We start from the raw sequence: 16,608 nt of genomic DNA on the forward strand, positions 1-16,608 counted from the left end.
AATTTCAGGGACGGAGGAGTAAAGTGTCTACTAATAATAATCAGTTGGAGACTTTTATACACCATCTAGCAATCGAAAGACGCTATTCAGAAGAAACTGTAAAAGCTTACCTTCAAGATTTAAAAAAGTTTGAAACTTATTTGGCTTCTACCGGACAATCTAGTTTTACTGGTGTTCAATTAGCGGATATACGGCTTTTTCTCGGTTTTCTTGACGAAGAAGAAATGAGTCGTAATACGATTTCGCGTATCTTATCTAGTTTAAGAAGTTTTTATACATTTTTGATGCGAGAAGGTCATATGAATGAGAATCCAGTCTCAAGTATTAGTTTTAAAAATCGGTCATTACGTTTACCTAAACATGTCTATCAAGCCGAACTGATAAAAATATTTGAAGCTGCCAGTGGCACAGGACCTCTTGATTACCGTAATGTAGCATTATTAGAATTGCTATATGCTACGGGAATTCGAGCGAGTGAATGTAAAAACATTTTACTCTCTCATATTGATTTTGATTTAGGTGTAATCCTTATTACAGGTAAAGGGAATAAAGAACGCTACGTTCCCTTTGGACAATTTGCTTTGAATGCAATAGAAATATACTTAGAAAAAAGTCGATCTCTATTAATGAATAAATTTAAGCAGAGCCATGACTATTTATTTATAAACCGGTTAGGCGAACCCATTACTGTAGGTGGTATTGAGTATATTCTTAAAAAAATCATGAAAGAGTCAGGTTTGACAGGAAACTTACATCCACATATGTTGCGTCATACCTTTGCAACGGATATGTTAAACGAAGGAGCAGATTTGCGTACCGTTCAAGAATTACTCGGGCATGCAAGTTTATCATCGACACAAATTTATACGCATGTTACGAAAGATGCTTTACAGCGTAATTACAATGCCTATCATCCACGTGCTAAAAGGAAGAAATAAGGTATAATAAATAGAGTGACTATAAAGGAGATTTGAATAATGACAACAATTTGTGCAATTCAACATAATGGAAAATCAGCAATGGCGGGCGATGGCCAAGTGACAATGGGCGAATCTGTTATTATGAAGGGTTCAGCTAAAAAAATTCGTCGTATTTATAATGATGAAATCATTGTAGGATTTGCTGGTGGTGTTGCAGATGCTTTTACTTTAAGTGATAAGTTCGAAGAAAAGCTCAAGCAATATAAAGGTAATCTAATGCGTGCTTCCATCGAGGTGGCTAGAGAATGGCGTGGCGATCGTGCTTTGCAAAAACTCGAAGCACTCTTAATCGTTATGGACAAAAATCAAATGTTTCTTGTATCCGGAACTGGAGAAGTCATTGAACCAGATGATGGGATTTTAACCATTGGATCAGGTGGTAATTTTGCTCTATCTGCTGCACGCGCTTTGAAACGAAATGGTACCAATCTATCTGCAAAGGAAATGGCCTACCAAAGTTTAAAAATCGCATCAGAAATATGTGTCTATACAAATGATAATATTATAGTAGAAGAGTTCCAATAGAAGGAGAGTTAAATGATGAGTGAAAACATTAACCAAACACCACGTCAGGTGGTAGCAGAGCTTGATAAGTATATTATTGGACAAAACGATGCGAAGAAGTCGGTTGCTGTTGCCTTACGCAATCGTTTTCGTCGGATGCAATTAACCGAAGAGATGCAAAAAGAAGTAACGCCAAAAAACATTTTAATGATTGGCCCCACTGGTGTTGGTAAAACAGAAATTGCACGTCGACTTGCAAATCTCGTACACGCACCTTTTGTTAAAGTAGAAGCAACTAAATTTACAGAAGTTGGCTATGTCGGTCGAGACGTTGAGTCAATGGTGAGAGATCTCGTTGAAAATGCCATTTCTCTTGTTGAAAAAGAAAAACGTAGTGACGTTTATAGTAAAGCATACACGCAAGCTCTAGAAAGAATTGCAAAAGCACTTAAACCAGGTGTGAAGAAGAAAAAAAGTGCTAGTCCTAATAGTATTCAGAGTATGTTCCAACAAATGGGCCTACCTGCTGATTTAGGACCTGAAGAGGAAGAAGTAGAAGAAGTATCAACTGAAGTAGCTTCGCAACGGCGTGAAATTGTAGAACAGCTACGTAAGGGGATTTTAGATAACCGCGAAGTGACTTTAAAAATTGAAGATAAAGCGACTAACCCACTTGGAGCTGCGGGCGGGAACGAACAAATGGTTATGTTACAATCAGCACTTGAATCCATGACGCCAAAAAGAAAAACAAAGCGCACTCTGAAAGTGAAAGATGCCATAAAAATATTAACAGAAGAAGAAACAGATAAATTAGTAGATAAAAATGACTTAGCAACTGCTGCTTTAAAACTAGCTGAAGAGGGCGGCATCATCTTTATCGATGAGATCGATAAAATCACTTCGAAATCTGATCAAGGTGGTCAAGTTTCACGTGAAGGTGTACAACGGGATATTTTACCTATTGTTGAAGGGTCACAAGTTTCGACAAAATATGGAAATATTCAAACTGACCATATTCTCTTCATCTCATCAGGAGCTTTCCATGTCTCAAAACCAAGTGATTTAATTCCTGAGCTGCAAGGCCGTTTTCCAATACGTGTTGAGTTGGACGATTTAACCGAAGAAGACTTTGTACGTATTTTAACAGAACCAGATAATGCCTTGTTGACACAATATCGTGCGTTATTAGAAACAGAAGGTGTTGGCGTTACCTTTACAAAAGAAGCAATCGCACGGATTGCAGCCATAGCTGCTCAGGTAAACGACGAAACCGATAATATTGGTGCACGTAGACTCCATACTATTCTTGAAAAGTTATTAGAAGACTTATTATTTGAATCACCAGATATGCCTGGACAACAGATTACAATTACCGAAAACTATGTGGATGAAAAACTCGCTCATATTGTATCTGATCAAGACTTACGCCGCTACATATTATGAGGTTAGTAAAATATGGATGAGTTGTTAGAAAGACTAAGAAGTATCAATACGATGTTACAAAAAAAAGGCGGCTTTGTTAACGAGAATAATCTGATAGACCTTCCTTTTTTAGATATGATTGAAAAATTAGCAGAAATATTAGAAGCAAATGCTTATTTGATTGATGATGAAGGAACGCTATTAGGATTTAGCGAAGTGATAGCAATCAATAATATCCGCGTTAAACAAATGCTTTATGAGAAGAAATTTCCACTTAATTATACAGAAGGTATCAATGCGATTACAGATACAAAAGCTAATATCGGCGTTGAATCGGATCTAACTGTATTCCCAATTGAAACACGAGATATTTTTATTTCTGGGTTAACAACCGTTGTCCCCATATTTGCGGCTGGAAAACGTTATGCTAGTCTTATCTTTGCACGGTTAGATCGTTCTTTTGGTAGTGGAGATCTCATCTTAGCAGAGCACAGTGCTACTGTAATTGGCATGGAGGTCTTACATTTAAAAAATGTTGCAACAGAAATTGATAGTCGTGCCGAAGCGGCCGTTACGATAGCCTTGCAATCACTCTCTTATAGCGAAACGGAAGCGATAACTGAAATATTTAAGCATATTGAAGGTTTAGAAACTCGAATTATTGCCTCAAAGATTTCTGCTAGCCAAGGAATTACACGATCAGTTATTGTGAATGCGTTAAGGAAACTAGAATCTGCAAGTATTATAGAATCAAAATCGCTTGGTATGAAGGGAACCTACATAAAGGTTCATTCCGAACTACTATTAAAAAAAGTTAAAACTAAACTGGAATTGAATGCTTAAAAAAAAGATGCCAACTGGCATCTTTTTTTAAGTCTTATAGTCTTTTACTTTTGATTGTGGCGTTTATAATTACGTCCAAATGGGATCATGCTTTCAGTACCATTTCTAATACGTTGTATATTGGATCGATGACGAAAGATAATGTAACTTGATAAAGCAAAAGTTACAAGAATAAGCCATAAATCTCCAAAAAACAAAGAAAGAATCATAGCACTTATACAAGCTGTAATGCTTGAAAAGCTAACCATACTTGAAAAATAGAGATAAATAAGGAAACACGATATGGAAAGAATAAAAAATAGAGGGTTATAAGCTAATAACATTCCAGCACTTGTTGCTACAGCTTTTCCTCCTCTAAAACCCGCAAAAATAGGAATGGTATGGCCGATTGCAGCAAAAACGCCTGCTAGTAAGGGATGGATTTCAGCTCCTAATAAAGCGGGTAAGAGTGTTGCCAAAGACCCTTTTAAAATATCCATAATCAAAACGATGACACCGGCTTTGGTACCAAGAACTCGAAAAGTGTTGGTCGTCCCCATATTACCACTACCATGCTCACGTATATCTATTTTATAAAATAGTTTTCCAATCCATACACCTGATGGGATGGAACCTAATAAGTATGCTAATATCACGACGATAGCTGAAATCAATACAATCACTCCTATAAATCAAATAAAACTTCTTAAAATAGTTTACCATTAAACACAAGCATTTCCTATTGATTATTTAGATAAAGAGTATCATCCGGACCTTCTGAAAAATGTTAAATATTAAATTTATTTTGCAAAAAAAATAATTTCGAGTATTATGAGAGAATGGATGTTCGAATTCCGTACGATAAAGGGGTTTTACGATGAAAGAAATAAAAGGAAATCAATACAATGATGCATCTATCCAAGTCCTGGAAGGATTAGACGCCGTTAGAAAAAGACCAGGTATGTACATTGGCTCAACTGACAGTAGAGGGCTTCATCACATGGTCTATGAGATAGTAGACAATGCGGTTGACGAGGCACTTTCTGGATTCGCTGATGAAATTAAAATAACCATTCATAAAGATCAAAGCGTGACCGTTTCCGATAATGGTCGCGGAATGCCAACCGGTATGCACCAGAGTGGTGTCCCAACGATTCAAGTTATTTTTACAGTCTTACATGCAGGTGGAAAATTTGGACAAGAAGGTGGCTATAAAACGTCTGGTGGTCTCCATGGGGTAGGGGCTAGTGTGGTAAATGCACTCTCAGAATTTCTAGAAGTGAGCGTAGTCCGTGACAAAGTCCGGTACCAATTATCCTTTGAAAATGGTGGTAAACCAAAAGGAAAAATGAAAAAAACCACTAAGGTTAATCAACCAGATGGTTCATCGGTACACTTTTTACCAGACCCCCAAATATTCGGGAAATCACAATTAAATTATGATCTTTTAGTAGAGCGCATCCGTGAATCTGCTTTTTTATTAAAAGGGCTTCGTATTTCTTTAACAGATGAGCGAACCAATAAAAGTGAAACCTTTCAATATCACGAAGGTATTAAAGAGTTTGTTGCTTACTTAAATGAAGAAAAAGATACATTAAGTCCTATTGCTGCTTTTACAGCCTCTATTGAAGATATCGAAGTAGATTTTTCCTTTCAATATAATGATGGCTACTCTGAAACCATTCTTTCTTTTGTTAATAATGTCCGAACAAAAGATGGGGGAACGCACGAAGTAGGTGCTAAAACCGGTATGACTAAGGCCTTTAATGAGTATGCTAGAAAGGTAGGTCTTCTAAAAGAGAAGGAAAAAAACTTGGAAGGTAGCGATGTACGCGAAGGATTGACTGCTGTTTTATCTTTACGTATCCCAGAATCTATTCTGCAGTTTGAAGGTCAAACTAAAGAAAAACTCGGCACCACACAAGCGCGCTCCATTGTAGATAACTTGATCAACGAACGTTTAGGGATTTATTTAATTGAAAACGGGGAAGTAGGTCAAATGCTTATTCGTAAGTCTTTGAAGGCTCGAGAAGCACGTAATGCAGCCCGTAAAGCTAGAGAACTGTCTCGTAACGGTAAAAAGCGTAAAGGTGAGTTACTACTATCTGGTAAGCTGACACCTGCCCAAAGTAAAAATGCTAAAAAAAATGAGTTGTATTTGGTAGAAGGAGACTCTGCTGGCGGGTCAGCCAAACAAGGACGAGATCGCAAGTTTCAAGCTATCCTACCATTGCGTGGAAAAGTTATTAATACAGAGCGAGCTAACATGCAGGATATCTTAAAAAATGAGGAAATTAGCACTATTATTCACACAGTGGGTGCTGGGGTAGGTGCTGATTTTGATGTCAATGATAGTAACTATGACAAAATTATTATTATGACTGACGCGGATACAGATGGTGCGCACATCCAAACACTCTTATTAACGTTTTTCTACCGCTATATGAAACCTTTGCTTGAAGCCGGAAAAATATATTTAGCGCAACCACCTCTTTACAAAGTTTCCAAAGGTGTTGGGAAAAAAGAAGTCATTGAGTATGCATGGACTGAAAAAGAATTGGAAGTGGCCATTGATAAAATTGGTAAAGGTTACATTATACAGCGTTATAAAGGTTTAGGGGAAATGAATGCCGATCAATTATGGGAAACTACCATGGACCCAACAACGCGAACTTTAATTCGTGTAGTGGTAGATGATAAAGCGCTATTAGAACGTCGTGTTACTACTTTAATGGGAAATAAAGTAGAGCCTAGACGAAAATGGATTGAGAAAAATGTTGAGTTTTCTTTAGAAGATGATAAGAGTATTTTAGAAGAAACCGATGTAAATGCAGATACCCAAATGAAAAAACATTTAGATGAAGAAACTGAAGCAATGGAATTAGCAGAAAGTGAAAGAGGTGACGCATAATGGTAGAATCGCAGGAAATTAAGGAAATGATGATGGAAGATATTATGGGGGATCGGTTTGGCCGCTACTCTAAATATATCATCCAAGATCGTGCACTTCCCGATATCCGTGATGGTTTGAAACCGGTACAGCGTCGTATTTTGTATGCAATGTATGAGAGTGGTAATATTCCTGGTAAACAATTCCGTAAATCAGCAAAGACGGTTGGGAACGTTATTGGTAACTATCATCCACATGGGGATTCCAGTGTTTATGAAGCGATGATTCGTCTCAGTCAAGACTGGAAAATGCGCGAAACTTTAGTAGAAATGCATGGGAATAACGGAAGTATGGATGGTGATTCTGCCGCAGCAATGCGTTATACAGAAGCACGTTTAGCAAAAATTTCAATGGAACTATTAGGTGATATTGACAGTGACACAGTAGACTTTATTTTAAACTTCGATGATACAGACGAAGAACCACTCGTATTACCAGCTCGTTATCCCAATTTACTTGTAAACGGCACAACAGGAATATCAGCTGGTTATGCGACAGATATCCCTCCGCATAATTTAGGCGAGGTCATCGATGCTACTACTTACCTAATAGATCATCCTGATGCAACTGTCAAAGATTTGATGAAATTTATCAAAGGTCCTGATTTTCCAACAGGTGGAATTATTCAAGGACTAGAAGGTTTACAAAGTGCTTATAAAACAGGGCGTGGCAAAATTGTTATTCGCTCAAAAACAAAAATAGAGAATTTACGTGGTGGTAAACAACAAATTGTTATCAATGAAATTCCTTATGAAGTAAATAAAGCACAACTTGTCAAAAAGATGGATGAGATTCGTATTAACCGGAAGTTAGAAGGAATTGCTGAAGTTCGTGATGAATCCGATCGTGAAGGCTTGCAAATTGTTGTTGAGTTAAAAAAAGATGCAAATGCCGAAGGAATTCTAAACTATTTTTTCAAGAATACTGATTTACAAGTAAACTATCATTTTAATATGGTGGCTATCGATGAACGCCGTCCTCATCAAGTTGGCTTGGCACGCATAATTACTGCCTACTTGGAACACCAGAAAGAAGTTATTATCCGTCGGACGCGCTTTAATTTAAATAAGGCTGAGACACGTTTACATATTGTAGATGCACTTATTCGAGTTATTTCAATTCTAGATGAAGTCATTCAGATGATTCGGGATAGTAAGGATAAAAAAGATGCTAAGCATAATATCATGAAAGCATTTGATTTTTCTGAAAAACAAGCAGAAGCTATTGTCTCCTTACAACTTTATCGTTTGACCAATACCGATATTGTAGCCTTACAGAATGAGAAGTTAAATCTTAACGAGCAAGTGGCTTCTTATAATAGTATTTTAAACAATGAAAAAATATTACTTAAAGTTATGAAAAATGAACTGGTTGCGGTCAAGAAAAATTTTGCTACGCCAAGGCGCTCTACCGTTGAAGCAGAAATTGATGAAATTACTATTGAAACGGAAGTACTTATTCCGGATGAGCAAGTTTATGTTGTCTTGACACAAGAAGGTTATTATAAACGAACAACTTTACGGTCATTTGCAGCAACCGATGTTGCTGATGTAGGTATGCGTGAGGGCGATCAACCCTTATTAATTGAAAAAGCGTCTACTCTGGATGCTATTGTAATCTTTACCAATAAAGGAGACTACATTCATCTTCCAATTCACGAGTTACCTGAGCTAAAATGGAAGGAAATGGGTCACCATTTATCGCAAATGATTCCCTTTGCACCAGGTGAAGAAATTGTGGCTGCTCATATTTTAAAAAATGACGTGCAATTATCTGATAAGCAGACGGTTTTATTTATTACTAAAGAAGGATTGATTAAACATACTCTTCTAGCTGATTATCCAAGTTTTCGTGGTTATCGAAAGAAAAAAATCATGGCTATTCGATTGAAGACTGAAACAGATGAAGTAGTCAGCATTGATTTTGTTAATAAAACGGAAAGTGATTATGAAGTCTTAATCGTTACACATAATGGATTCAGTTTGCGATTCCTATTAGAAGAAGTCAATCTTACTGGTGCACGAACAAGTGGCGTTAAGGCTATTAACTTAAAATCTGAAGATTATGTAGTCGGAGGAGCACTAATTTCTAAAGATGATGACAAGCATCCCTTGTTAATTGTTACGCAACGGGGCAATGCCAAACGCTTCCGTGCTGGAGAAATTACGCGTTCAAGTCGTGCGCAACGAGGCTTACTGTTGATTAAAGAATTAAAAACTAATCCGCACCGTATCATCTATCTGGATGCCAACCCGGAAGTGGATGCGACCTACGCCATCCGGACATCTCGGGGGCAAAATAAAACCTTTGCTTCCAAGTCCTTACCATTTACACCGCGCTATACGAACGGCTCCTCTATACTTATTGAAAGTGATGAGGGCGCTGTTTATACTATTAAAAAAGAGTATGTTTTCTCTGAAATGGATGAGTAAAAGGGATATAAGAGTTAATTTGAAACAGACTACACCTGTACTATATAACAGGGGTAGTCTGTTTTTTATGTTTCATTTTAATAAACCATCGTATCTATGAACTTATATTTTTTCGAATGATTGATGTACAGGTATTTTCTTATTCTTAATCCACTGAGTAATCCAAGTTATGAAAAGTATTGCACAAACTTCTAAACGTGTTATAATGATTTTGTAAAAGTTGTTACATGGTTCACAAATACAAGGAAATATATAATGAAATGTTAAATAGAAATTGATAGAGGAGAAATGTTTATGACTACCCCATTAAAAGGTTTTGTTCATTCTACTGAGAGTTTTGGTTCAGTAGACGGTCCAGGAATCCGTTTTGTGGTCTTTATGCAAGGATGTCGCATGCGCTGTCAATTTTGTCACAACCCTGATACTTGGAATATCGGTGCCGGAACAGAAATGACAACCGATGAACTATTGGATATGGCTATGGAATACGAATATTTTTGGGGTGATAAAGGCGGCATCACTGTTAGTGGGGGAGAGCCACTACTTCAAATTGACTTTATCATTGAATTATTCCAAAAAGCCAAAGCATTAGGAGTTAACACGGCTTTAGATACGTGTGGCCAACCATTCACACGTGATGAACCATTTTTTGGTCGTTTTGAAGAATTAATGAAAGTAACGGACTTAATCTTGATGGATATTAAACACATTGACCGTCAAAAACATAAGGAATTAACCATGTGGGTAAATGATAGTATTTTAGATATGACACAATATCTCTCAGAAATAGGGCAACCCATTTGGGTTAGACACGTGCTGATACCTGAGCGGACGGACTATGATGAGTTTTTAACACGTTTAGGGGACTATATAGCTACATTGAAAAACGTTCAAAAAGTTGAAATATTACCTTACCATAAAATGGGAATCTATAAATATCAAGCGTTAGGGATTCCTTATAAACTTGAAGGAATTGATTCACCTACTCAAGAAAGAGTAGAAAATGCGCGTCGATTACTAAGATGCGATGAATATAAAAATTATTTAGCTGTATAGTCAAAATTTGGGAAAAGAAAAGGTCGATTTTTATTGCCCTTTTCTTTTATTTTGATTATCATTAAAAAAGAGACTGTTTAAGAAAGAGGGACAAAAATGGAAAAATTACTTGTTTTCGGCCATCAAAATCCAGATACCGATGCTGTAACATCAGCAATTTCATTTGCACACTATTTAAATCAAATGGGAGTTGAAGCGGAAGCTGTTGCTTTAGGTGAAGTAAACGAAGAGACTGACTTTGCATTGCGTCATTTTGAAGCAGATTTCCCACGCGTCATTACGACAGCATCCAATGAAGTGAGTGCGGTCGCTTTAGTAGATCACAACGAATTTCAGCAAAGTGTTTCAGATATTTCAAATCTTGAAGTTAAATATGTGGTTGATCACCACCGGATTAGTAACTTTGAAACAGCAAATCCTCTTTATTACCGTGCTGAACCAGTAGGATGTACAAACACCATCATTTATAAACTATTTAAAGAAGCAGAAATTGCAATTCCTAGTCAAATTGCTGGCCTAATGGTATCAGCAATCATTTCTGATACCTTACTGTTCAAATCACCAACTTGTACAGGCGAGGATATCAAAGCTGCTCAGGCCCTTGCTGAGCTTGCTGAGCTTGATTTAGAGGCTTATGGATTAGAGTTGTTGAAAGCAGGAACTGCTTTAGAAAACAAATCGAATGAAGCGCTTTTGAATATGGACGCAAAGTCATTTTCAATGGGAGACAAAATCGTCCGAGTAGGTCAAGTTAATACTGTTGACATTGATGAAGTCCTAGAACGCCAAAAAGATTTAGAAAAGTTAATGGAAGTAACCAACGCCTCTGAAGGCTATGATTTATTTGTTTTGATGATTACAAATATTATCGAAAATGATTCGAAGATATTAGCTGTAGGCTCTGGAGCTGCAAAAGTTGAAACAGCTTTTGACGTGACTCTAAAAGACCATACTGCATTACTTGAAGGGGTTGTATCACGTAAAAAACAAGTGATCCCTCAATTAACTGAAGCCTATACAAATTAAGTAGACCTCACGAGCTCCCTAGGGAATTCGTGGGGCTATTTTTTTTAGACTCTGCTCATTCTATGTTAGAATAAGAATAATTGACATGGAAATTTTGTTTATGGATGGTGAAGTAGGATGTCAAAAGGTAAGACAAACAAAACAAATGCGATACGAAAATTAGACCAAAAAAATATTGCTTATCAAATTCATCACAACCCATGGACTGATGAAGGACCACATGCGAAGAAAAAAATAGTTTCTGAAGAAAAGCGGATCTTCAAAACACTTGTAGTAAAAGGAAATGAGACCGGACCAATTGTTGTCTGTTTACCGGCGAGTAAAGAAATTAATCTAAAAACTTTGGCAAAAGTGAGTGATAACAAAAAAGTCGAGTTACTTCCACTAGAAGAATTAGAGAAAACTACTGGTTATATCCGCGGTGGAACCTCTCCTATCGGTATGAAAAAAAGTTACAAAACGTTCATAGCTAGGGAGGCAGAAGATTTAATTACCATAATTGTCTCGGCTGGAAAAAGAGGGTTACAAATAGAATTAGCGCCCCAAGATCTTTTGGATTTAACAAAAGGGACATTGGCAGATATTTCTTCTAGTATTAACAAATAAGACATAACTAGTTTCTCAAGGAGGGTATATTATGAAAATAGGTGTTCTTTCAGATCTTCATATTGATATTAATGATCGTAAGTTAGCCCCGGGAACAACCTATGATCAATTACTGGCTGAGCTTCTCTACAATAATGAAGTGGATATTCTTCTCTTGGCTGGTGATATTAGTTCCGACTATCGGGATTCGTTAAAATTTTTAGATAAAATGAGGAATCACAACGTTTCAAAGCTATTTTTTGTCCCTGGAAATCATGATTATTGGTCAGTACGTAATAATGAAACCAATACGAAAAAAATTGATCGTATTTTCAACGAACGGGATGAGTCACTAGTGGGACGTCCGTTTATTTTAAATGAGAATCAGGCAATTGTGGCTAATCCCGGTTGGTATGACTATGGATTTGCTAGCAAAAAGTATTCATTAGAAGAATTTGAAAATAAGAAGTTAAATGTTGGAGGCTGGAATGATCGTTTGTATGTACACTGGAACAAACCAGACCAAGTAGTTGCTTCTGAAATGTTGCAACAAATTGAAAGGGATATTCAATCGACAAATAATCGTGACATTATCTTAATGACTCATGTTGCCACGCATCCACAATTTGTAGTACCTCTACCTAACCGAATGTATGATTATTACAATGCTTTTTTAGGAAGTAAAAGTTATACGGCTTTGTATGATAAATACCCAATAAATAAAAGTATCATGGGTCACGTCCATTTTCGTAAGACCTTAAAAGAAAAAGGCATTGTCTACTACTGTTCTTGTTTGGGAAATGGCAGACACTGGTGGTCAGATGACCCAATTGTTGAATTATCTTATGCAATGGAAACTTTTGAAATAGAGGAATAAACGTGGTTTGAACTGGAAGGAGACAGTACTAAGTTTTTAGTTAAAGAGCTATTTCCTGTTAGGAATAGTTATTATATTTGATTCATTTCTCGATTATATGGTACTATCATCGTAATATAAGCGTTATAAAAAATGGGGGTCAGTTAGTATGAAAAAAAATAAACTTTATAGTTTCTCGTTATTTCTAGTACTTCTCGTGTTATCAGCTTGTGGTTCAACAGATAATAATGAAGAAACAGAGGCAATTAATCCCGACGACCCGATTGTTTTAGGTTCCTTTGTTGATACTGAAGGTGGTATTCTCGGCAATATGCTTTTGTTAGCACTTGAGGAGAATGGCTACACAGTTACAGACAAAGTGCAATTTGGAACGCCGGACGTGCAACGAAACGCCCTTTTACAGGGAGAATTGGATATGGGAATCGATTATACCGGAAACGGCCAATATTATTCTGAAGGGTTTGAAGAAGCGGTTTGGGGAGATGCACAAGAAGGTTACCAAGCTATTAAAACATATGACGAAGAAAATAATAGTTTAACGTGGTTAGAACCTGCAGAAGCAAATAATACAGAAATGTTAGCTGTTAAAAAAGACTTTGCGGATGAAAATAACTTAAAAACGTTAGAAGATTTTGCAGCCTATGTTAATGATGGTGGCGAAGTTAAGTTTATTACAAGCCAATTATTTGCAGAAAAAAATATGGGTCTTTTGGGAATGGAAGAGGGATACGGCTTTAAATTAGATCCTGACCAACTTATCATGTTGCCTCATGGAAATACAGCAGAGACAATCAGTGCACTCGAAAATGGAACGGATGATGTGAACGTGGCTTTAGTTTACGGAACGGATGGTTCGGTGCCTGAGCTAGACTTAGTAGTCTTAGAAGATCCACTTTCTATTCCGCCTGTATTCGAACCTTCTGCAGTCATTCGAACTGAAGTGCTAGAAGAGTATCCTGGAATTAAAGAAGTGGTTGAAAATACATTCCAAACCTTAAATCTGGAAAACCTTCAAGTCATGAATAAAAAAGTAATTGTAGACGGCTTATCACCAGCAGATGTTGCCAGAGAGCACTTAACTGAAGAAGGCATTCTAGATTAAATAAACACAAAAGGTGAGTACATGAAGATAATAAAAGATAAAACATTGCTGCTGCTTTCCTCCTTAGGGACAGCAGCATTTGTTTTTATGAACATAATAGAATACAAACCAAATCGAATCTCTCAAGGAATAAAATATTCAAGTTTCCAGTTTTTTGGTAGTTTAGGAATGATTATCCTCATTCTGTGGCTTGCTTTATTAGGTTTGTCTTTTTTTGAAAGAAAAGATAAAAATAGGCTTGTTTTTATACTAGCAGTCTTCTTGCTGTTAGCGCTTATTTGGATTTTACAACTAAAATCTGGTAGCGTTTCAGCTAGAGAAAGTTCAGCACGAATTAGTTTTTCGGCAGGTTTTTATACTCAAGTTTTCTGTCTTTACTTATTATTCTCAACTTACACGCAACGTATTAAAGATGACTCATTTATAATAGGGATTGGTTTTTTAAGTGTATTATCTGTTTTGGTTTACTTGTTTTTAACAGGTGCTTTTGAAGATTTTTCACTAATTAAAGAATATAATATTAAAAAGACGCAATTTAGCGAGAATTTAAGAATTCATGCCTTACTGACTGTTAGTTCGGTTGTAACAGGCGCTCTTATAGCTATCCCTCTTGGATTTTTAGCTTATTATAAAAAAAGTTTCGAAGATAAAGTGATGGTTCCTTTAAGCATTATCGAAACTATACCGAGTCTTTCGTTGTTTGGGATTCTCTTAGTGCCTTTATCTGGACTTGGTAAACTTCCATTTTTTGATGCCCTTGGAGTAAGTGGCATTGGCTGGGCTCCTGCCTACATAGCCCTTACTTTGTATACGCTTCTTCCAATTGGAAGAAATACCTTGACAGGGTTTTATTCTGTCGATAAGAATATAAAAGAAGCAGCAAAAGGGATGGGGATGAGTAAACGACAAGTTTTACAAAAGATTGAACTCCCCCTTGCTTTTCCGGTTATCTTTACGGGTATTCGAATTGCTTTTATTCAAACGATTGGTGGTGCCGTACTAGCTGGTTTAGTAGGTGGCGGTGGGATGGGGACGTTTGTATTCCTAGGTCTTGGCGAAGCGTCACCAGATTTAATTCTTTTAGGAGTGCTTCCCATTGTTTTTTTCACAGTGCTCCTTGATTATTTATTGAGAGCCTTTGAAAAACAAGTGAGGAGTGTCCTTTATGATTAAAATAAATAATGTCACTAAAAAATATGGTGACTTTACAGCTGTAGATAAGCTTTCTTTAACGGTAAATAAGGCAGAGTTTTTAGTAATACTCGGTCCTTCAGGCTGTGGTAAATCCACTTTACTTCGTTTAATCAATAAAATGATTGACCGTAACGGTGGAGAAATCCAAGTGAATGGCGAGGACATCGATACTGTTAAAGGGGAAGAACTAAGAAAAAAAATCGGCTATGTCATTCAAAGTACCGGACTATTTCCTCATATGGATGTTAAAAAGAATATCGCAACTGTACCAAACTTATTAAATTGGGAAGAAAAAAAGATTTCAAAACGTGTGGATGAAATGTTGACTTTAGTTGGATTGCAACCAGAAAAATACAAAGATAAAAAACCATCGGAGTTATCAGGTGGAGAAGCCCAACGAATCGGTGTTGCAAGAGCGATTGCATCTGATCCCGATATTCTTCTTATGGATGAACCTTTTGGAGCGGTTGACCCAATAAATAGATTAAGACTTCAAAAGGAATTTAGAAAAATTCAAAGGGAACTCAAAAAAACAGTTGTTTTTGTAACGCATGATATTGATGAAGCCTTACTATTAGCAGATAGAATTTGTGTCATGAATAAAGGCGAAATCGTTCAGTTGGATACACCTGAAAATATTGTTCTCCATCCTAAGAATGATTTTGTCAGTGATTTCTTTAAAGGAGAGGGTATTTTAACTATCTTATCCAGAAAGCCTGCAGTTGATTACGCAAATGAGTCGGTGATACTGGAAGAAGAACCGTTAGATAAGAATGCAACACTTCGTGAAGTTTTAACAGATATGTTAACGACAGGAAAAGAACAGGTGGCGCTTGTAAACGGTAGTATATCTTGGGACAGTATATTAAAAATAGCTGGAAGTGATTTGAATGATAGCGAATAAAAAAGGTCTTATAACTGCAGCTATACTTGCTGGTATCCTTTTCTTAATAGTTTTGTATTCACAGGGGTTTGAAACTATTTTGTACAAATTTTTCAGTTCTAAAAGTACAGAGGGATCTCGCACGCTTTTATATGTTTACTTTATGGAGCATATTTGGATGGTTTTATTATCGAGTTTGCTAGCAGTCACAATTGGAACAACCCTAGGGATTTTTGTAACGACAACAGCTGGTCAGGAATTTAAAACGTTACTGTTGAAGGCCGTTAATTTAGGGCAAGCTTTCCCATCACCGGCTTTATTGGCTTTAACAGTCCCAATACTCGGATATGGTATAAAAGGTGCGCTTATTGCCTTGGTTGTCTATGCTTTGATGCCGATTACTTATAACGTTATAGTGGGTATAGAAGAAGTGCCAAAAGACATTATTGATGCTGCTAAAGGGATGGGGATGACAGAAGCAGAAATATATATAAAAGTAAAAATTCCTTTAGCATTAAATGTTATGTTAGGTGGAATACGTACCGCGCTAGTTATAAATATTAGCGCAGCAACTTTGGCAGCCGCGGTGGGGGCAGGAGGGCTAGGCGTATTAGTAGTAAATGGCGTTCGAACTTTTGATATGGTTTTAATATTAGAAGGTGCAATCCCTGTGACTTTACTTGCTATTATTGTTGAGCTTCTACTAAAAGTTCTCCAAGAAAAATTAATTTGGACAACTTAAAAAGGTGTTTGACTGATTTCAGTCAAACACCTT

General features: G+C 36.7%; 15 protein-coding genes. 14 read left to right on the forward strand and 1 reads right to left on the reverse strand.

The window, feature by feature from the left end; all coding sequences use genetic code 11:
- The first annotated feature begins 23 nt into the window (after window positions 1–23).
- From xerC to codY, 4 genes are read left to right on the forward strand one after another with little or no spacing between them, the layout of a single operon-like run.
- Window positions 24–938 (forward strand): tyrosine recombinase XerC, encoded by a 915-nt coding sequence (xerC, locus tag BW727_RS03530; RefSeq protein ID WP_062470464.1) that lies wholly within the window; start codon window positions 24–26, stop codon window positions 936–938.
- 39 nt (window positions 939–977) lie between these two features.
- Window positions 978–1,505: an HslVU peptidase proteolytic subunit gene (hslV, locus tag BW727_RS03535; protein WP_062470461.1), complete on the forward strand. Its 528-nt coding sequence runs from the start codon at window positions 978–980 to the stop codon at window positions 1,503–1,505.
- Between the two features lie 15 nt (window positions 1,506–1,520).
- Window positions 1,521–2,927 carry an ATP-dependent protease ATPase subunit HslU gene (gene hslU, locus BW727_RS03540; protein ID WP_062470458.1) on the forward strand — a complete coding sequence of 469 codons (1,407 nt, stop codon included), beginning with the start codon at window positions 1,521–1,523 and terminating at the stop codon, window positions 2,925–2,927.
- A gap of 12 nt (window positions 2,928–2,939) precedes the next feature.
- Entirely contained in the window at window positions 2,940–3,749 is an 810-nt protein-coding gene (codY, locus tag BW727_RS03545) for a GTP-sensing pleiotropic transcriptional regulator CodY (protein ID WP_062470455.1), read from the forward strand.
- 44 nt (window positions 3,750–3,793) lie between these two features.
- Here codY and plsY read toward each other — a convergent pair whose 3' ends face one another.
- Complete coding sequence (plsY, locus tag BW727_RS03550; protein WP_062470451.1) at window positions 3,794–4,402, reverse strand: glycerol-3-phosphate 1-O-acyltransferase PlsY; 609 nt, start codon at window positions 4,400–4,402, stop codon at window positions 3,794–3,796.
- A gap of 203 nt (window positions 4,403–4,605) precedes the next feature.
- Between plsY and parE the strand changes: the two genes are divergently transcribed.
- The 10 genes from parE to BW727_RS03600 all read left to right on the forward strand — a co-directional run bounded on the left by parE (window position 4,606) and on the right by BW727_RS03600 (window position 16,575).
- Window positions 4,606–6,639: a DNA topoisomerase IV subunit B gene (parE, locus tag BW727_RS03555; RefSeq protein ID WP_062470448.1), complete on the forward strand. Its 2,034-nt coding sequence runs from the start codon at window positions 4,606–4,608 to the stop codon at window positions 6,637–6,639.
- Complete coding sequence (parC, locus tag BW727_RS03560) at window positions 6,639–9,110, forward strand: DNA topoisomerase IV subunit A (protein WP_062470447.1); 2,472 nt, start codon at window positions 6,639–6,641, stop codon at window positions 9,108–9,110. Before parE ends, parC begins: the two co-directional genes overlap by 1 nt.
- A 294-nt stretch (window positions 9,111–9,404) precedes the next feature.
- Entirely contained in the window at window positions 9,405–10,166 is a 762-nt protein-coding gene (pflA, locus tag BW727_RS03565; RefSeq protein WP_062470443.1) for a pyruvate formate-lyase-activating protein, read from the forward strand.
- 96 nt (window positions 10,167–10,262) lie between these two features.
- Window positions 10,263–11,192: a manganese-dependent inorganic pyrophosphatase gene (locus BW727_RS03570; RefSeq protein ID WP_062470440.1), complete on the forward strand. Its 930-nt coding sequence runs from the start codon at window positions 10,263–10,265 to the stop codon at window positions 11,190–11,192.
- Between the two features lie 117 nt (window positions 11,193–11,309).
- On the forward strand, window positions 11,310–11,798 hold the full coding sequence (gene ybaK, locus BW727_RS03575) for a Cys-tRNA(Pro) deacylase (RefSeq protein WP_062470437.1): 489 nt from the start codon (window positions 11,310–11,312) through the stop codon (window positions 11,796–11,798).
- A 31-nt stretch (window positions 11,799–11,829) separates the two neighbouring features.
- Window positions 11,830–12,654 (forward strand): metallophosphoesterase, encoded by an 825-nt coding sequence (locus tag BW727_RS03580; protein WP_062470434.1) that lies wholly within the window; start codon window positions 11,830–11,832, stop codon window positions 12,652–12,654.
- 148 nt (window positions 12,655–12,802) lie between these two features.
- Entirely contained in the window at window positions 12,803–13,756 is a 954-nt protein-coding gene (locus tag BW727_RS03585) for a glycine betaine ABC transporter substrate-binding protein (protein WP_062470431.1), read from the forward strand.
- Window positions 13,757–13,777: 21 nt separating this feature from the next.
- On the forward strand, window positions 13,778–14,929 hold the full coding sequence (locus BW727_RS03590; protein WP_062470428.1) for an ABC transporter permease: 1,152 nt from the start codon (window positions 13,778–13,780) through the stop codon (window positions 14,927–14,929).
- The gene (locus tag BW727_RS03595; protein WP_062470425.1) at window positions 14,922–15,854 is read left to right on the forward strand and encodes an ABC transporter ATP-binding protein; all 933 of its coding nucleotides are present in this window, start codon (window positions 14,922–14,924) and stop codon (window positions 15,852–15,854) included. Before BW727_RS03590 ends, BW727_RS03595 begins: the two co-directional genes overlap by 8 nt.
- The gene (locus BW727_RS03600; RefSeq protein WP_062470422.1) at window positions 15,841–16,575 is read left to right on the forward strand and encodes an ABC transporter permease; all 735 of its coding nucleotides are present in this window, start codon (window positions 15,841–15,843) and stop codon (window positions 16,573–16,575) included. Before BW727_RS03595 ends, BW727_RS03600 begins: the two co-directional genes overlap by 14 nt.
- The last annotated feature ends 33 nt before the right edge of the window (window positions 16,576–16,608 follow it).

Origin of the sequence: Jeotgalibaca dankookensis (assembly GCF_002005405.1) — a bacterium.
In the GTDB taxonomy this organism is placed as follows: domain Bacteria; phylum Bacillota; class Bacilli; order Lactobacillales; family Aerococcaceae; genus Jeotgalibaca; species Jeotgalibaca dankookensis.